General features: G+C 71.0%; 14 protein-coding genes and 1 pseudogene. 6 read left to right on the top strand and 9 right to left on the bottom strand.

Translation table 11 applies throughout. The features are described from left to right. Positions 1-168 precede the first annotated feature (168 nt). Complete coding sequence (locus POF73_RS00965; protein WP_272112412.1) at positions 169-801, top strand: DUF6415 family natural product biosynthesis protein; 633 nt, start codon at positions 169-171, stop codon at positions 799-801. 45 nt (positions 802-846) lie between these two features. Here POF73_RS00965 and POF73_RS00960 read toward each other — a convergent pair whose 3' ends face one another. From POF73_RS00960 to POF73_RS00940, 5 genes are all read right to left on the bottom strand, one after another. Next, positions 847-1,449: a class I SAM-dependent methyltransferase gene (locus POF73_RS00960; RefSeq protein WP_272112411.1), complete on the bottom strand. Its 603-nt coding sequence runs from the start codon at positions 1,447-1,449 to the stop codon at positions 847-849. Between the two features lie 109 nt (positions 1,450-1,558). Next, a complete protein-coding gene (locus POF73_RS00955) occupies positions 1,559-2,812 on the bottom strand; it encodes an MFS transporter (RefSeq protein ID WP_272112410.1) in 1,254 nt (417 codons plus the stop codon). A 177-nt stretch (positions 2,813-2,989) separates the two neighbouring features. Beyond that, entirely contained in the window at positions 2,990-3,790 is an 801-nt protein-coding gene (locus tag POF73_RS00950) for a sugar phosphate isomerase/epimerase family protein (RefSeq protein WP_272112409.1), read from the bottom strand. An 85-nt stretch (positions 3,791-3,875) separates the two neighbouring features. After that, positions 3,876-4,808: a bifunctional helix-turn-helix transcriptional regulator/GNAT family N-acetyltransferase gene (locus POF73_RS00945; protein WP_272112408.1), complete on the bottom strand. Its 933-nt coding sequence runs from the start codon at positions 4,806-4,808 to the stop codon at positions 3,876-3,878. Positions 4,809-4,884: 76 nt separating this feature from the next. Next, positions 4,885-5,481 carry a dihydrofolate reductase family protein gene (locus POF73_RS00940; protein WP_272112407.1) on the bottom strand — a complete coding sequence of 199 codons (597 nt, stop codon included), beginning with the start codon at positions 5,479-5,481 and terminating at the stop codon, positions 4,885-4,887. A 246-nt stretch (positions 5,482-5,727) separates the two neighbouring features. Between POF73_RS00940 and POF73_RS00935 the strand changes: the two genes are divergently transcribed. Continuing rightward, complete coding sequence (locus tag POF73_RS00935; RefSeq protein WP_272112406.1) at positions 5,728-6,522, top strand: DUF4389 domain-containing protein; 795 nt, start codon at positions 5,728-5,730, stop codon at positions 6,520-6,522. 102 nt (positions 6,523-6,624) lie between these two features. On the opposite strand, the gene POF73_RS00930 is transcribed toward POF73_RS00935, so the two are convergent. Next, positions 6,625-9,942 (bottom strand): NACHT domain-containing protein, encoded by a 3,318-nt coding sequence (locus POF73_RS00930; protein ID WP_272112405.1) that lies wholly within the window; start codon positions 9,940-9,942, stop codon positions 6,625-6,627. A gap of 68 nt (positions 9,943-10,010) precedes the next feature. On the opposite strand from POF73_RS00930, the pseudogene POF73_RS00925 reads away from it, so the two are divergent. Beyond that, a pseudogene (locus POF73_RS00925) lies at positions 10,011-10,352 on the top strand (hypothetical protein); the annotation flags it as partial. A gap of 58 nt (positions 10,353-10,410) precedes the next feature. Here POF73_RS00925 and aroA read toward each other — a convergent pair. Next, positions 10,411-11,649: a 3-phosphoshikimate 1-carboxyvinyltransferase gene (aroA, locus tag POF73_RS00920; RefSeq protein WP_272112404.1), complete on the bottom strand. Its 1,239-nt coding sequence runs from the start codon at positions 11,647-11,649 to the stop codon at positions 10,411-10,413. A 4-nt stretch (positions 11,650-11,653) separates the two neighbouring features. Further along, positions 11,654-12,568 carry an EamA family transporter gene (locus POF73_RS00915; RefSeq protein WP_272112403.1) on the bottom strand — a complete coding sequence of 305 codons (915 nt, stop codon included), beginning with the start codon at positions 12,566-12,568 and terminating at the stop codon, positions 11,654-11,656. A gap of 146 nt (positions 12,569-12,714) precedes the next feature. Here POF73_RS00915 and POF73_RS00910 point away from each other — a divergent pair, with 146 nt between their 5' ends. From POF73_RS00910 to POF73_RS00900, 3 genes are all read left to right on the top strand, one after another. Beyond that, positions 12,715-13,632 (top strand): LysR family transcriptional regulator, encoded by a 918-nt coding sequence (locus tag POF73_RS00910; RefSeq protein WP_272112402.1) that lies wholly within the window; start codon positions 12,715-12,717, stop codon positions 13,630-13,632. A gap of 301 nt (positions 13,633-13,933) precedes the next feature. Further along, positions 13,934-15,778, top strand: coding sequence for a glycoside hydrolase family 3 protein (locus tag POF73_RS00905; RefSeq protein WP_272112401.1), 1,845 nt, complete (start codon positions 13,934-13,936; stop codon positions 15,776-15,778). Positions 15,779-15,983: 205 nt separating this feature from the next. Continuing rightward, positions 15,984-16,631, top strand: a complete 648-nt coding sequence (locus tag POF73_RS00900) for a hypothetical protein (RefSeq protein WP_272112400.1) — start codon at positions 15,984-15,986, stop codon at positions 16,629-16,631. Between the two features lie 24 nt (positions 16,632-16,655). On the opposite strand, the gene POF73_RS00895 is transcribed toward POF73_RS00900, so the two are convergent. Then, the gene (locus POF73_RS00895) at positions 16,656-18,098 is read right to left on the bottom strand and encodes a S28 family serine protease (RefSeq protein WP_272112399.1); all 1,443 of its coding nucleotides are present in this window, start codon (positions 18,096-18,098) and stop codon (positions 16,656-16,658) included. Between the last annotated feature and the right edge of the window lie 69 nt (positions 18,099-18,167).

Below are 18,167 nucleotides of genomic sequence, written 5' to 3'. Positions count from 1 at the left end.
CGGTCAGTTCGCTTTGGGCAGCCGCGACCGTACGTCCTCGCTGTCACGCCTTGGTCACCAAGTACGCCCCGGCAGTCGCGCGAACGACTCCGGGGCCGGCCAACGCTGACAAGGAGCGTCGACTTGACGAACGCTACAACCCCGACATCGCGCGGGGTAAGGATGACCATGCGGATCTACACCGTGGACCGTTCGGGCACCGTCATCGAGGACCGCGGCACGGTCAGCGTGACCGGGCAGTCGGTGGCCGCCGCCACTGATGTCCATGAGCCCGCCACGCACGTGTCCGTGCCGCCGTGCAGGACAGGTTGTGCCCCGATGAACACAAGCGCTGAGGCGGACGCGCCGGATCCGAGCATGGCGGCGATGCGCGCCTCCGCGTCCTGGTTCATCGACCAGACCACGCTCCTGGGACACCAGACCGTCAAGAGCTTCGAGGTCGACTTCCGCACCGAGTTGGAGCGGTTGATCCCGCAGATCGAGAAGCTCGCCGCGGGCAAACCTCGGGATGACGTGCCCACCCAGGTGGCGCTCGCCGCAGTCGAAGTATCGCGCCACCGCATGAACGCCACCGAAGCCGCAGGCCTGCGCGGTGAGACGGAGCGCGTCAGGCTGATTGCCCGATCCGTGATGTCGCTGAGCCACCACCACGACGCGCTCACCGGCGTCACCATGTGCCTGGCCTGCGATCGGATCATCGAGGACAACGACAAGTGGGAGCCGTACGACTACGGCAGCTCCACCAGCAGGACGACCCGTCCGGGCCGCTTCCACGCCGCCTGTGTCAACCAACGCCGCTGAGCTGAGGCGACCGTGTTCCGGCGCAGTCCCCGGGGACGAGGCCGCTCAGTCCTGTGGCTTGCGCCAGACGATGCTGTAGCGCCACAGGACGTGACGGCGGTACTCGGAGCCGGGCAGGATCTCGGCGGCCAGTGCGCGCATCTCCGGGTACGTCACCGGCGGTGGCCACACGACGGGCGACGGGTGCTGCCATTTGCCCTTGGCCGCGCGGTGGACGGCACCGACGGTGACTGCGGCGGCGACGCGCGGCAGGTCCTTGGGCAGGGTGTTACGGGCGAGCCCGACGGCAACCAGGACACCGCCCGGCCTCAGCAGGTCGCGCATGCGGGCCAGCCCGGCGGTGGCATCCACGTGGTGCAGGGTGGCAACCGACGCGATGACGTCGAACGAGGCGGGCTCGAAGGGGTGGGTGAGGAAGTCTCCGACGACGTAGTCGACATCGTCCGCGTATGCGCGTCCTTGCTCGATGCTGGGGGCGTGGAGGTCGATCGCGGTGACGTGCGGCACGGTCCGTCGCAGTTCGCGGGCGAGCATGCCCTCGCCGCAGCCGACGTCGAGGGCTCGCCGGGCGCCGTCGGGGACGGCGTGGAGGATGCGGGGATGGTAATGGATGTTGTGGTTCCATCGACCGCCGTTCTTCAGTGCCATGCGGTCATCGTGCCGGACGTGTGATCGGTCGGCTGGGGATCAGCCGAGGAGCGGCCGGAACTTGCCTTCGGCGGGGGCGAAAAGGGCGACACCAGCGCGAGCGCACCGCTCAGACCCCCTCAGCCGGAGCCCCGGCCTCGGCCCCGTCCCCGCCCCGCAGCTCCGGCGTACTCGCCCCGACGTACCCCACCGCCACCACACACAGCACCCCTCCCGTCACCAGTGCGGTCGCCCCGGACGACCACCCGGCGACCAGCCCGCCCCGCATATTGCCGAGATGCGGTCCCGCCTGCCCGACGATCTGTTCCGCGGCAGTCACTCGCCCCAGCAGCGCGTCAGGTGTGTGGGTCTGGACGATGGTGCTGCGGGAGATGACGGACAGGGCATCCGCTGCCCCCGCCACCACCAGCACCGCGAGCCCCGCCCACGGGTCGGTCATCAGTCCGAAGAGGGCCAGTGCCGAGCCCCAGACCCCCGAACCGCAGAGCATCACCACACTGGGTCGGCCCAGCCGGGTGACCGACCCGGACAGGGCCGTGGCCGTGACGCCGCCCACCGCGACGGCCGACAGGAACAGGCCGAGGGTGCGTGGGTCGCCGCCGAAGCGTTCGGCGTTGACCAGCGGGAAGAGGCTGACCGGCATGGAGAGGACCATGGCGGCGAGGTCGGTGATGAGTGCGCCGCGGACCACCCGATGTCCGGCCAGGAAGCGCAGGCCGTCCAGGACGCCGTGCAGCCCGGCCCGCGACGGCTCGCCCTCGGGCGGCAGCGCGGGCAGCCCGAACGCGCCGTAGAAGGCCAGACCGAAGCTCAGCGCGTCCAGCAGATAGCAGACGCCGATACCGAACCAGCCGAGGAACAGCCCGCCCAGCGCCGGGCCGAGCAGCATCATCGCCTGACCGGAGGCGTGGTTGAGGGCCAGCCCGGCCGCCACCTGCTCCTTGGGCAGCAGCCGCGGCACGAACACCCCCGCCGCCGGACCGCCGACCGCCCCGAAGCACGACCCGGCCGCGACGAGCGCGAGGATCCCGGACACCGGGACACCCCCGGTGAAGCCCTGCACCGCGAGCAGCAGCGCACACACCGCCTGCCCGACGGTGGCCACCAGAAAGATCCGCCGCCGGTCACCCCGGTCCACCCACGACCCGGCGAACAGACCGACCCCCACCATCGGCAACGCCTGCGCGAGACCGACCGCACCGCTCCAGACCGTGCTGTGGGTCAAGTCCCACACCTGGTACATGACGGTCACCATCGTCATGAAGCCACCGAGCACGGACACGGTCCGTCCGATCAGCAGCCGCCGGAAGACGGGGGAGGTGCGCAGCGGCCGTACGTCGATCAACGTACGGGCGAGACTCATGACGGCATGGCGGGGCGCGGGGTGGGTTCGGGCACGAGGGGGGACGCTATACGGGGCCCGCGCGCCGGGCGAGCGAATTATTGGCTACCGGCTACCGGCTACCGGCTACCGGCTGCGGGCCGGACGTGGTCTCCGCGTGCGGGCCGGACGCGGTCTCCGGCCCCTCCCCGGCGTCGCTCAGGCCGACTCGTTCAGCAAGCGCGCCAGATGGTCCCGCCCCGCACCGAGCAGCCCGTCCAGCGGTGCGGCCTCCGCGTACCACCGCTTCTCGTACTCCCAGCACAGCCAGCCGTCCCAGCCGTGCCGGGAGAGCACCTCCACGCACTCGGCGAGCGGGAGCACCCCGGCGCCGAGCGGCAGCGGGGTCGTGTCGTCGGCGGAGGCGATGTCCTTGACCTGGACATAGCCCAGGTACGGGGAGAGGGCGGCGTAGCTCTCGGTGGGCTGCTCGCCGCCCAGCCAGGTGTGCATGACGTCCCACAGCGAGCCGACGTGGCGGTGGCCGACCAGGCCGAGGACGCGGATCGCGGCGGCGGCGGTGCGGTGCGAGTCGTGGGTCTCCAGCAGGATCCGTACGCCCATGTCGGCGGCGTACTCCGCGGCCGTACCGAGGCGCCGCGCGGCGATCGCGTCCGCCGACTGGCGGCTCTGCTCGGGGTCGGCGCCGGGGAAGACGCGGACGAAGGGGGCGCCGAGGTCATGGGCGAGGTCGACGAGCCTGCGGACCTCCTCGATCACGGGCCCGTCGTCACCGGGTGCGGCGACCCGGGCGTACCCGGCGAGGCCCAGCAGCTCGATGCCGGAGGCCTTGAACTCGGCCGCCACGTCCCCCCGTTCGGCGGGCCCGAGCCCCAGATGCACCGGCTCCTCGGGGTGCGTGCGCAGTTCGACGCCGTGATAGCCGTGCTCGGTCGCGAGCCGCAGCACGTCGGGGAGGGGGAGACCGGGGACGCCGAGGGTGGAGAACGCCAGTTTCATGCATCCACCTTGCCAGGGAAACGGAGGGAGGCCCATCAGGCCGGGCGATCAGGAGCCATCGGGAGCCAATCGGATGTCAGGGGCGTCACTCCGACGGGCCGTGCAGGTCCAGTCGCCAGTCCTGGCCGGTCAGGTCCTTGCCGAAGGAGCGGTGGGGTTCCTCGGTGACGAGGACGAAGCCGTGGCGCTGGTAGATGCGGCGGGCGGCGGCCAGGACGTCGTTGGTCCACAGGACGAGCTCGCGGTAGCCGACCTCGCGGGCGAACTCGACGACGGCCGTGACGAGCCGGTCGCCGATCCCCAGGCCGCGGGCGTCGGGCTCGACCAGCAGCAGCCGCAGCCGGGCCGTGGCGGGGGCCTCGTCCCGTACGCACATCACACAGCCCACCGGACGGCCGTCCAGCTCGGCGATCCACACCCGCTCCAGATGCGGATCGTGGTCCTGCGCGAAGTCCGCGACGATCTTCGCGACCAGCCCCTCGTAGTCGGCGTTGAAGCCGTACTCGGCGGCGTACAGCGAGGCGTTGCGCTGCACGATCCAGCCGAGGTCGCCGGGGGCGGGCTCGCGCAGCAGGACGTCCTCGCGGCGGGCGGGGCGGCCGTGGGACAGGATCGTGCGTACGGTCGTCATCGCGTCGGCGAGGCGCGGGCGCTCGGCGGCCGGCACGGTCGACAGCAGTGAGCCGACCGATTCGTTCGCCCGCTCCTCCAGCAGCTTGCCGGTCTCCCGGCCGCGCGCGGTGAGCGTGACGCGCCGGCGCCTCGGGTCGTGCCGGGACGTCGTGCGCTCGATCAGCCCGTCCTGCTCGAACTTGTTCAGGATGCGGCTCAAGTACCCCGCGTCCAGGGAGAGTTCGGCCCGCAGGTCGGCCGCGTCCGTACGCGGGGAGTGCGCGAGCTCGTACAGGACGCGGGACTCGGTGAGGGTGTACGGGGCGTAGAGGTGGCGGCTGTAGTCGAGGGCACCGATGACGTTCGTGTAGAAGCGGTTGAAGGCGCGGATGTCGTGGACGGTCATGATCGTCGACCCCCCGGATGCTTGACTGAGTCAGAGATACCGTCGGGTCGAGCCTAGGACGCCCGCGCCCCCGTCGCTACCCCTCGACCGCCGGCCGGTACACGCACACCTGCGCGCCGGTCTTCGCGGCGGTCGTGGAGACCAGTTCCAGCGGCCGCTTCCCGCCGTCGGCCGGGAAGATCGACTTGCCGCCGCCGAGCAGCACCGGCATCACGATGAGCTGGAGCTCGTCCACCAGCCCCTCCTGGATGAGGGTCCGCACGAGGGTGGGGCTGCCCATCATCGCCAGGTCCCCGCCCTCGCTCTCGCGCAGCTCGCGGATCCGGGCGACGGCCTCGCTGCCGGGGATGCGCGTGGTGTTGTTCCAGGTCAGCTCGGAGTCGGTGAGGGTGTCGGTGACGACGTACTTCTTCAGGGCGTTCAGCCGGTCGGCGAAGGGGTCACCGGCGCGCTCGGGCCAGGCGCCGGCCATCGTCAGATACGTACGACGCCCGTACAGCAGCGCTTCGGCCTTCTCCAGCCCCTCGGCGAACGCCGGGCCGAGCACGTCCTCGTCGAAGTACGGGTGCGACCAGCCACCGTGCGCGAACCCGCCGTCGGTGTCCTCCTCGGGGCCGCCGGGCGCCTGGACGACGCCGTCGAGGCTGATGAACTCGGTGATGACGATGCGCATGGGAGTCGCTCCTGTGGTTCGGCCGGGCTCGCCCGCTCCGGTCTTTACGGCATGGAAGACCCGAGTGGGGCCCGGAAATCATCGGTGGAGTCGAGTCAATACGCGGAACGGACCATTCGGCAGAGGCGGGGGCGGCTGACGGGGCGGGCGGGCACCTCCGTTTGGGCCTCTGTGGGGCGCGGAGGCCGCCACATCGCCGCAGCATGGTGGTGTCAGGCGGCATCATCGACACCCCTAGGAGTCTTCATGGCGACGGGCTGGGATTCTCGGGCCGCTACCGGCCCCGAGGGCGGTGAGTGGCTGCCCGTCCTGGACATCCCCGCTGCCGCGCGGCAGCGGCGGTGGACCGTCTTCCTGCGCTGGCTGCTGCTTCTGCCCCAGTTCGTGGTGGTCTGCCTGCTCTCCGTCGCGGCGTTCTTCGTGACCATCGTCGGATGGTTCGCCGCCCTGTTCACGGGACGGCTGCCGGACGCGATCTTCTCCTTCCTCGGCGCGGTCCTCGCCTACCGGACGCGCGTCGGCGCGAGCTCGATGCTCCTGGTCGACCGCTACCCGCCGTTCTCGTTCTCGGCTCCCGGTTACCCCGTACAGATCGAACTGCGCGCCACGCCCCTGAACCGGCTCGCGGTGTTCTTCCGCCTGATCCTGATGATCCCGGCCGGGATCATCAACAACCTCGCGCAGGCGGGCTGGTTCGCGATCGGCTGGGTGTTCTGGCTCATCGGAATCGTGCTGGGGCGGCTGCCCGAGCCGGTCTTTGCCGCCACGGCCGCCGTCGCCCGCTACCAGATGCGTTTCACCGCCTACGCCACGATGCTGACCCCCGCCTACCCCAAGCGGTTGTTCGGCGATGAGCCGGTTCCGCAGGACGCGGTCCGCTCCGGCACCCGGCCGCTGCTCCTGGACACCGCGGCCAAGGTCCTCGTCGTGCTCTTCCTGCTGCTCGGCGTGGGCGGCCATATCACCAGCGGCATCGTGGACTACGACGACCACGACAGCGACAGCGACAGCGCGGGCCCGGTTGCGGTGCCCGTGCGCTGAACGGCGGCGTGGGGCGGGCGGCGACGAGTGCCGGAGGGCGTCAAGAGGGCATGCCCCGGCTGTCCGGGGCGGAGTACCCCATCGCATCCGCAGACACCGACCTCACTTGTCGAAGCGCCGCATGTCCCACAGACGCACGGTGCCGTCCTCGCTGGCGGTGGCCAGCCGGGTGCCGTCGGGACTGAAGTCCATGGCTGTGATGGCGCCCGTATGGCCGGTGAGCACGTGCGGGGCGTCGTCGTGGATGTCGCTGCGCCAGAGGCGTACGAGCCCCGAGTCGTCGCCGGTCGCGAGGAGCCGTGCCCGCGGGCTGAAGGCGAGGGCGGACGCGGGCGTGAGCGGTGTCGGGACCCGGTCCTGGCCCTCGTACCGCCAGAGTGCGCTGCCTCTGGAGCCGCCGAGGGCGATGCTGCCGTCGTAAGGGCTGACGGCGATGGCTCGGGCTGTGCCCGCCAGGCCGTCCGGTCGGTCGGTCGGCAGCATGCGGGTGCCGTCCGTGAATTCCGGCAGCTCGAATCGCCACACCTCGTTCATCAAGGAGAGCACCGCCACCCTTCCGTCGGAGAGCAGGGCGAGCGACGCGAAGGGAAGCAGATCTTGCTCCAGCTCCGCCGACGTCGGCTGGGTGACCCGGCCATCGGAGCCGACGTGCCACAGGCCCACGTTCCCCTCCCCGATGACGTCGTACCTCAGATTCAGTGGGTCGGGTCCGTATACCCCGAGCAGCCGACCGCGCTTGGCGTCCAGTGCAAGCGTTGTGTACATGTCTCTGCCGGGATCGGGCTCCCCTTCGGGCAGATGCTTGAGGTCGGACAGCAAGAAGGCGTCCTGTCGCCCCAACACTCGGACGGGGTCCTCATCCACCGTCAGCAGCCGGCCGTCGGGGTGGAAGGTCACCGGGGCAGGCACGCGCAGCCCCTTCAGGGAGCGGCGTCGCCCGCTCTGGCAGCACCACTGCCACGAGCTGCCGATCGCCACCGTGCAGACCAGGGTGTGACCGTGCAGTGGCCGGAACGCCACCCCGGTGATGGGGGCGCCGGGGCCGTCGAACACACGGAGGCTCATGTCCTGCGGTACCACTCGGGCTCCGGCTGTGATCGCACCGGCTGCCGCTGCGGCGCCCGCAGCCAGCACGGCCCGGCGCCGCACCGCGTTCGGTTGCGGTGAGGGCGACCTGGCGGGGGACGCCGACTCGCCCATGAGCGATTCCTGGAGTCGGATGTGGCGGAACTGATAGACGCCACCGGACTGCCGGAGCAGTTCACGACGGCGCGCGTCGGCGAGAAACGCCATGAGCGACCAGGGCAGTCGACCTCTCAGCGCCAGCACGGCCCGGACGAGAAGAAACCTGGGCCAGGCCCGGGTCAGCAGAACCTGTCCGGCGAAGACGACCGCCACCAGCACGACGAGGCCGGTGATCACCAAGAGATCGTCGTTGAGAGCTTCGCGCAGAGTGGTCAGTTCCCGCTTGGCCAACGGCGTCACGCGCCCCTCTCCGGGCCAACCCATTCCACCCGTGAGCAGCCTTGGCAGGACGGCGCCCGACAGCATTCCGGCGTACCAGCCGGGCAGTCCGACCAGCCCGACGACCACGCCCGCGAGCAATGCTCCCGCCACGGCTGATCGGCGGTCCTGGGCCAGGGCGGTGTGCGGACCGGTCTGCGCGGCCCGGGCGGGCGGGGCGTTCAGCCAGTTGTGGGCGGCGAGCGCGAGACCGACGACGATCGCCAGCCACACGGCGGCGAGCAGCATCTCGCAGTACAACTCCACCACCGCGAACCCACGCATGGCGAGGGAGTTGACGACTGCGGCACTGGCCAGGACCGGCAGGGCGAAAATCGCGGCCAGTGCCACTCCGGAGCCGAAGCCTTGCCGCAGACGCATCAGCGAACCGGTGAAAGTGAAGGAGAGCCGCCCGGGCGGACGACCGGCAGTCGCGTACCAGACGAGCATGGACACCAGCGCGCACCCGGCGCCGGAGATCAGGGCCGCGAGCCCCAGGTTCCGGGCGCCCGAACCGCCGGGCCCCCAGATCATGACGCCGGCCACGCCGGCCAGGGCCACGGTCCCGCCGACTCCGATACCCACGAGGGGCCCTGCCCACCGTGACAACAGCCGCTCGCTCATCTGCCACCAGGCCAGGTCACGTTCACGGTGATCGTGCAGGTAGCAGGCGAGGAACGTGAGCCACTCACGGGCCTGTTCGGCGCTCCACCGACCTTCACCGCGCTGCGGTGCATCGGCGGGATCGACGGGATCGGGCGCGTACGCGGCGTCGACGAGCTGCCGCATCAGGTGGTCCTCCACCGCGTACCTGCAGTCGAAGCGCCCAAAGTCCAGCAGCTCTCCCGGATCGCCTCCCCCGCGCTCGTGGACCAGCCGTGCCGACGTCACCATCAGCGGCGTCGACAGCGCCGCGCCCAACGGGCCGTCCGGCTGGGCCCGGAGCTGGGCGAAGACTCGGTCCCAGGTCGTCCCGGCCGGCCAGTCGACGTCCTCCAGATACCTGACGACGTCCTCGGTCGAGACGCTCGACACCTCCACCACCGGTGCCCGCTGCAGTGTGGGTGCCCCGCCGCGGATCAGATCCTCGTACTCGTTGGCACGGCAGGTCACCACCACGGGCCGTTCGCCCCCGATCGCCTGGTTGATGCCGCGGATGGCGCTGCGACGCGCCGACTCGGGGATCTCGTCGAGTCCGTCGAGGACCGGGAGCAGCAGGCCGTGTGTCAGCAGGGTCCGTGGGATCTCCTCGCGGCCGCTGTAATACGGCAGTGCGAGTGTGCGTACGATCCAGTCGTCCAGCCTCTCGCGCACCGGGTCCCACGAGGCCGCGGGGAGCAGGACCGGGACGGGGCCGTCAGGGGCGCGGCCGTCCAGCAGCCCCAGGGTGAGCAGCATCGCCAGGACCGTTTTGCCGGCGCCCGGCTCCCCGATGACGACCAGTCGGCCGTCGGGCAACCGGGCGTATCCGTCGGCCAGTTGTGCGGTGGCGTCGTCGAATCGACCGTCCAGTCGGCCGTCCATGCGGACGCGGATGATCCGTGCGCCGGAGTCCGACGGCCAGGACTCGTCGATGACCGGCCGGGATGTCGTCGTCCACGTCAGTGGCAGCACTCGCGGGTCGCGCAGCCGCCGGGCCTCGACTTCGCCCAGCCACTGCGTTCTCAGTGTGTGGGCGAGGTCGTCGGCATAGGCGCAGGGATCGGTGGGGGCGGGTTCCTGCCGGAAGAGGTCGACCAGCGCCGACAGCAGCGAGGCGATTCCCACGAAGAGGCTTGCGACGGTCGCGAGGTCACCGGCGCCCTTCTTGTCGATCATCATCCAAGCGGCGAGACCGATGGACACCAGACCCACGCCACCGAGGGAGAGATCGCGGACGAAACGGAGCCGCGGGCGTCGCGGAGATCCCAGGAGCACTTCAGCATGCTGCTCCGAGCGTCGTGGCCGTGTCGCCTCGTGTCCCCACGACCGGGTGACCGGCAAAGGTGTTGCTCCCACCTGATTCCGGGCGTGGTAGGACGCCCGCGACCGGCCTGGTCAAGCACCTGCCCGGTGCGGAAGCCTTCTACCTGGGCGCAACCTTCGGACGCCTCAGCGCTCCCACTCGGACGCGGCGATCGCGGCCCGGCCTCGGGAAAGGGGCGCGGGGCTCAGGGCGTGTCTCCTCGGCGGAACCGGCCTTCGCGGAACGCCTGGCCGACGCGCGCGCCTTCATCGGTTCGGGCCTGGCGGACGGAACGTTGGCGCCGGTGATCGCCGAGACCTTCGAAGGCCTGGACCGCATGCCCGAAGCGCACTGCCTGATGGAGGAGAACACGCGCACAGGGAAGATCGTTTTAACCCTCGCCGGCTTCCTCTCCAGCTCGGAATCGCTCCGCCGACCCGTCACAACCTCGCCCGCAGCGCCCCGAACTCCTCATGGAAACCCGGGAAGGTCTTCCGCACACACCCGGGGTCGTCGAACGAAACCCCCGGCAGCCGCAACCCGCTCACCGCGAACGACATGACGATGCGGTGGTCGCCGTACGACTTGATCTGCGTATCGCCGGCGAGGGGCACACCCGGCCGGATCTCGATCCAGTCCGGGCCCGTCGCCACCTCCGCCCCCAGCCGCCGCAGGTTCTCCGCGCACGCCTCCAGCCGGTCGCACTCCTTCACCCGCGTGTTCGCCACGTCCTCGATCCGCACCGGCCCGGAGGCGAACGGGGCGATGGCCGCGAGGGTCGGCATGGTGTCGGAGATGTCGCGCATGTTGACGGTGATGCCGCGCAGTTCGCCCGTGCCGCGCACCGTCGTCGCGTCCGTGCCCATCGTCACCTGCGCGCCCATCCGCCGCAGTACATCGACGAAGCCCAGGTCGCCCTGGAGTGCCCCCTCGCCCAGGCCCGGGACGGTCACCTCGCCGCCCGGCGTCACGGCCGCCGCCGCGAAGAAGTAACTGGCCGTCGACGCGTCGGGCTCCACGGCGTAGGTCGTGGCGCGGTAGCCGCCCGGCGGGACCACGAACGTGTCCCCCTCCCTGCCCACCTCCACCCCGAACGCCCGCATCATCGCGATCGTGATCTCGACGTACGGCACCGACACCAGGTCGGTGACGGTGATGCGCAGGCCCCTGCGGGTCAGCGGTCCGAGCAGCAGCAGCGCCGTGAGGTACTGCGACGACTGGCCCGCGTCCAGCGTCACCTCCCCGCCCTCGACGCCGGCCGCCGCGACCGTCAGCGGATGGTGACCCTCCTGCTCCTCGTGCCGCAGGTCCACACCCAGCTCGCGCAGGGCCGAACTCAACGGCCCCAGCGGGCGGCGGCGCATCTGGGGCGAGGCGTCGAAACGGTAGGTGCCGTGGCCGGCCGCGGCCAGCGTCGGCAGGAAGCGGGCCGTGGTCGCGCCGTCGCGGCAGTACACGTCCGCCTCCGCGACCGCGGGTCCCTGCGGGCGGCCGTCGACCTGCCAGGCGTCCCGGGTCCTGCCGACCCGGTACCCGAGCCGGGCCAGCCCCTCGGCGAACCCCTCCGTGTCGTCGGAGCGCAGCGGCCGTACGAGGGTGGTGACACCGTCGGCCGCGGCCGCCAGGAAGAGGGCGCGGGCGGTGATGGACTTGGAACCGGGGATGTCGACTACGGGCATGGCCTCATGATCGACCGCCGACCGCCTCCGGCGCCGCCGCGTCCAGGGGCTGGACCCCGGGCCGTCGCCGAAAGGTCACCGACGTCAGCGCCACCCCGCCCACCAGCAGCACCGCGGCGCACCAGCGCAGCGGGCTCAGCCGCTCGCCCAGGAACAGCGCCGCCGACGACATCCCGAAGACCGGAACCAGCAGGGAGAAGGGCGCGACCGTCGAGGCGGGGTGGTGGCGCAGCAGCCAGCCCCAGGCGCCGAAGCCGAACACCGTCGTGATCCAGGCGACGTAGACGACGGTGCCGGCGCCCTGCCAGTCCAGGGCCCGCAGGGCGTCGTAGTCCCTGCCGGGGCCCTCCAGCAGCAAGGACAGGCCGAGCAGCGGCAGCACCGGGACCGTGCTGACCCACACCATGAAGTTCAGCGCGTCCGGGGGTGCCGCCTTGCGGGTGAGGACGTTCGAGGCTCCCCAGCAGGCCGCCGCCGCGACGCACAGGGCGAAAGCACCGAGAGGGCCCGAGGCGCCCTCGTCCACGGCCGCGACTCCGATTCCGGCCAGGGCGACCAGCATGCCCGACAGCCGCAGGGGTGACGGCCGTTCGCCCAGGACTGCGAAGGCGGCGATCGCCGTGAACACCACCTGGATCTGCAGGACGAGCGACGACAGTCCGGCCGGCATCCCTGCGTCCATCCCGACGAAGAGCAGCCCGAACTTCGCCACGCCCAGCACCAGGCCCACGGCGGCGATCCACTTCCACGCCACCTTGGGCGGGCCCACGAAGAAGACCGCGGGCAGCGCCGCCACCAGGAAGCGCAGGGCGGAGAACAGCAGTGGCGGGAAGTGGTCGAGGCCTATCTCGATGACGGTGAAGTTGACGCCCCATACGGCGGCGACGAGGACGGCGAGGGCGAGGTGTGTTGGACGCATGCGTCGAGGATCACTTCCCGGAACCGTGAAGCACCAGCGATGATTGCTGCACGATTGGATGAAGCGCTCCTAATCATTGCGTTCCTCGTTGCATCCTCGTTGCGTTCCTTGTCGTCGCGTTCCTCGTCATTGACCAGGGGGTCTCCGTGCTCGATCTCCAGCGCCTCCGCGCCTTGCACGCCGTCTCCGTCCACGGGACCGTCGGCGCCGCGGCCGGCGCGCTCGGGTACACGCCCTCCGCGGTGTCGCAGCAGATCGCCAAGCTGGAGCGGGAGACCAGGACCGTACTGCTGGAGCGGGAGGGGCGCGGGGTGCGGTTGACCGCGGAGGCTCTCCAACTCGTCGACGCGGCACAGGAGTTGCTGGCCATCGTGGAACGCGCCGAGACCGAGCTTGAGGAGCGGCGGGGGGTGCCCGCGGGGCGGCTGACCGTGGCCGCGTTCGCGTCGGCCGCGCGCGGGCTGATGCCCTCCGTGCTGGCCGATCTGAACAGGCGGCATCCCGCGGTCGACGCCCGGCTGAGCGAGATGGACCCGCACATCTCCATGGGTCTGGTCGCCAAGGGTGCGGTGGACCTGGCCGTTGTGCACGACTGGGACATCTCGCCGCTGCCCGTGCCGCCGGGCGTGGAACAGGCCGTGATCGGTGACGACCGGTGCACGCTGCTCGTACCGGAGGGTCACCCCTTCGCGGGGCGCGCGTCCGTACGGCGCGAGGACCTCGGCGCGGAGCGGTGGGTGTGCCAGCCGCCGGGGCGGGTCTGCCACGAGTGGCTGGTACGGACCCTGCGCGCCGTCGGGTACGAGCCGGAGATCGTCCACCAGGCGGACGAGAACCCGACCCTCGTCGCGCTCGTCGCCGGTGGTCTCGGCATCTGCCTCATCCCGCGTCTGGGCCGCGGCCCGCTGCCGGCCGGCGTCGTAGAGGTGGAGCTCGAACCCACCCCCGTACGACGGCTGTACGCGCTGTGGCGCAAGGGGGCCGCCCGGCGTCCGGCGATCGCGGAGACCGTACGCACGCTGCAGGCGCACTGGCCCGAGCCCGCAACCCACGCGCCCCACTGAAACCCTGCTCACCAACTTCGCCGATTCCGGCCGGCCCGGGAACCCAGCCCCCTCCCCGCTCGTCCAACCCGCAAGCTGCCGGAGAGTCACCGTGGTGCGGTGTCGGCCCTCGCTGCTGGCTGCGATCGCTGACCACCCTCTCCGCCGTGCCGCGGCCGGCAGCACGCCGCCATCGGCGCGCCCCCCTCCAACTGCGCCGATGGCGGCCCCTTTTCGGTTACCGTGCGCTCCCTTGACCGGCAGAAACTTCCCGGTTATTGGTGACTTCTCGGAAGTTTCCTTCACGACGGAAGGAGCGCAGGTGCGCGACTCCAGTACGGGAAGCAAGGGAAACACCGCACCACCTTCAAGACGTACGGTCCTTGCCGCCACCGCCGGCGTCACCGCGGCCGTGACCATCGGCGGCCGGGCCCACGCCGCGGCCCCCGACGACCGCAAACTGCGCGCTCTCATCGCCCGGATGACCCTGCCGGAGAAGGTCGGCCAGCTCTTCGTGATGCGGGTCTACGGCCACTCCGCGACCGCCCCCGACCAGGCCGACATCGACGCCAATCTCAAGGAGATCGGCGTCCGTACGGCCGCCGAGCTGGTCGCCAGGTACCGCGTGGGCGGCATCATCTACTTCAGCTGGGCGCACAACACCCGCGACCCGCATCAGATCGCCGACCTGTCCAACGGCATCCAGCGGGCCTCTCTCACCCAGCCCCGCGGTCTGCCCGTGCTCATCTCCACCGACCAGGAGCACGGCATCGTCTGCCGGGTCGGCGAGCCCGCCACCCTCTTCCCGGGCGCCATGGCCGTCGGCGCCGGCGGCTCGCGCACCGACGCCCGCACCCTCGGCCGTATCGCCGGACAGGAGCTCAGGGCGCTCGGCATCCGGCAGAACTACTCCCCCGTGGCCGACGTGAACGTCAACGCGGCCAACCCGGTCATCGGTGTCCGCTCCTTCGGTGCCGAACCGGCCGCGGTGGCCGGCATGGTCGCCGCCGAGGTGGCCGGATACCAGCGCGGCAGGCAGGTCGCGGCGACCGCCAAGCACTTCCCGGGGCACGGCGACACCGCCGTCGACAGTCACTACGGATTCCCGGTCATCACCCACACCCGTGAGCAGTGGGAGAGCCTGGACGCGCCGCCCTTCCGGGCCGCCGTCCGGGCCGGCATCGACTCGATCATGACCGCGCACATCATGGTCCCGGCCCTCGACGACTCCGGCGACCCGGCCACCCTCTCCCGTCCCATCCTCACCGGCATCCTGCGCGGCGAACTGGGCTACGACGGGCTCGTGGTGACCGACTCGCTCGGCATGGAGGGCGTACGGACGAAGTACGGCGACGACCGCGTCCCCGTCCTCGCGCTCAAGGCGGGCGTGGACCAGCTCCTCAATCCGCCGTCCCTCGACATCGCCTGGAACGCGGTGCTCAAGGCCGTCCAGAGCGGCGAGTTGACCGAGACGCGGCTCGACGAGTCGATCCTGCGGATCCTGCGGCTGAAGGCGAAGCTGCGGCTGTTCGACGAGCCGTACGCCAGCCAGGGCGGTGTCGACCGCAACGTCGGCACCCCGTCCCACCTCGCGACCGCCGACCGCATCGCCGAGCGGACCACGACCCTGCTGGTCAACGAGGGCGCCCTGCTCCCGCTGTCCCGCCGCACCCACCCCAGGGTCCTGGTCGTCGGCGCCGACCCGGCCTCCCCGTCCGGCACGACCGGACCGCCGACCGGCGTGCTCGCCGCCGCCCTCACCGAGCTGGGCTTCACGGCGACCCCCCTGTCGACCGGCACCGCACCCTCCGCCGCCACCATCGCCAAGGCCGTCGCGGCGGCGCAGGAGACGGACGCGGTGGTGGTGGGGACGTACAACGTCACCGCGGGCAGCGCCCAGCGGACACTGGTCGAACAGCTCCTCGCGACGGGGAAACCGGTGGTGGCCGTCGCGATCCGCAACCCGTACGACGTGGCCCATCTGCCCGGCGCACCCGCCTACCTGGCCGCGTACTCGTGGACCGACGTCGAGCTGCGCGCGGCGGCCCGGGTGATCGCCGGCCGGGTGGCGCCGCGCGGGAGACTGCCCGTACCGGTGCAGCGGGCGGACGATCCGACGCGGGTCCTGTATCCGATCGGGCACGGCCTGTCGTACGGGAGCAGCTAGCGTCGCCGACACCTCGGACGTAGTACTCGTACGCCATATACCGACCTCACTCACCCCCAATCGGCGCAAAGGACCCCACACGTCTGGCGTGCGCCCGTTGCCGCGGGCCACGCTTGGCTGGGCCCTGTCGTCAAATTCCCGTCGTCCGCCCGCCGGGCAGGCGGGAATTTGACGACAGGGCCCAGGGGTACCCGGGGGGAGTGCGATGCGTGGGAGAAGTGTGGTGGGGGTGGCCTGTGCGCTGTTTGCGCTGGTCATCGGCTTGCTGACGGGGTGCCAGAGGGTGTCGGGGGCGGCGGAGGACGAGGACGGGCGGCTCGACAAGACCGCGAGCGAGCAGCAGGTGGCGCCGACCCGGCCCGCGGGCTACGGCGCGGTGTTCCTCGGCGTCGACGAGTGCAGTTCCTTCGGTACGACGAGCTTCACCGAGGTGTCCTGCGCCAGTGAGCGGGCGGCGGCACGGGTCGTGGCGCGGCATGACGGGGCGGTGAGCGGCGGGCCGCTGTGCCCGGGGACCACGGACTTCGTGCTGCACATCAGCGAGCAGAGCCGGTCCTCCGACGAGGACGGTGACGGCGCGATCTCGCAGGGCTACGCCTGTATGCGCAACCTCGCCCCGCCCCATCCCGGCGACCCGGGCGGCGGGGGCGGCCCCCGCACGATCGTCGGCGACTGCGTGTACGGCTCGGGCGACGGCCAGGTCCGTGAGACGTCGTGCGACGGCAAGGGGCAGCAGAAGCCGGAGTACAAGGTGACGAAGGCCGCCGGCAAGCGGGCGGGGTGCCCGTTGTCGACGGCCCTTTACGTCCAGCTGGGCGGCGAGAAGCCGGTGGGGTGCGCGCGGCCGATGTGAGGCTCGACCGGCCGCGCGCTCACGTCACGGACGCAGCGCTGGCTCCCGCTCCATGTCACGTACGTCCAGCTTGACGTCGTACTTCGCCAGCGGCTTCGCCCGGTCCACGGCGGCGGCCGGGACGCCGGCCCACTGCAGGATGCGGGCCGTGGCGAGGGCCTTCTCGTCGGCGACCAGGCCGGCCACGTTGGCGCCGTGGTTGGCACCGGGGGCGGTGAGGACGTACGAGTCCTTCGCGCCCTTGCCGAGGCGGAACGGTTCGGCGCCCCAAGGGTCGTTCTGCCCGTAGACGTAGAGCATCTGGTGGGCGTTGCGCTTCACCCAGGTGTCCACGTCGCGCATGGCCCGCGGCTGGAACTTCGCCGGGATGTCGCTCGGGATGAAGTTCCGCGGCGGCTGGTAGCCGTAACGGATGTACTGCTTCTCGATGTGCGGGAACCGGATCGTCGGCGCGCCGAGCTGCGTGGCCGCCTGGTAGTAGTACGGCGTGTACTGCTCCAGGCCCTGGTCGGCGTACGAGGAGAAGCCGCCGATCGTGTCGATGGACGTCCAGATCTGGTCGTCCGTGGCCTTCTTCGCGTCCGGCGGGATCAGGTCGTCCTTGCCGCAGTTCTCCAGCAGGTTGTACTGCCAGAAGCCCCAGACGTAGTCCAGGACGACCGCCTCGTACGCCTTGTCCAGGCTGCCGATCGTGCGGAAGGTGTAGCCGTTGTCGGCGGCGTACGCGGCGTACTTCTTCTCCAGCGGCTCCCGGCGCACCAGCGCCTCCCGCTGCACGGCGTTCAGCCGGTCGCGGCACTCCTTGGTGCCGACGTTCGCGAAGAAGCGGTCGTAGGCGGAGTCCTCGTTGTTCACCACGTCATTGGGGGCGACGTAGGCGACGACACCGTCCATGTCCTTCGGGTAGAAGCGCTCGTAGTACGTGGCGGTCATGCCGCCCTTCGAGCCGCCCGTGGAGACCCAGTTCCTGTCGTAGACCTTCTTCAGCGCCTTGAAGATGCGGTGCTGGTCGCTGGCCGCCTGCCAGATGTCCAGCTTGGACCAGTCGGCCGGGTCGGGCCGGGACGGCGTGAAGAAGCGGTACTCCATCGATATCTGGTTGCCGTCCACGATCTGGGTCGGCTCGCTGCGGCGCGGTGTCGTGGAGACGTTGTAGCCGCTGGTGTAGAAGACCGTCGGCCGGCTGACGTCCTTGTGCAGCACGGTGATCCGCTGCCGGAACGTTCCCTTGGACGGGTTCCGGTGGTCGACCGGCTGGGTGTAGTTGAGGACGAAGAAGCGGTAGCCGGTGTACGGCTTCTCCTCGATCAGGCTCATCCCCGGTATGGAGAGCAGCCGTTCCTTTATGTCGGCGGTGGCCTGCGGCCCGGCGGCGGTGGCCGCCCCTGCCGTGCCCGCCGTCGCCGCCGTACCCAGCGTGCCGATCAGCACGGTGAGCGTCAGCAGCCATCTGAGCGCCTTGCGCATGCACCCTCCCCGGTGAGTCAGATGTGCGTGCGGAAGCTATCGGAGCAACTCCCTGACACACCAGAGGAG

Origin of the sequence: Streptomyces sp. HD (assembly GCF_028369295.1) — a bacterium.
GTDB lineage: Bacteria > Actinomycetota > Actinomycetes > Streptomycetales > Streptomycetaceae > Streptomyces.
Note: the sequence above shows the minus strand (reverse complement) of the source record. Positions and strands in the feature narration are given on the sequence as shown.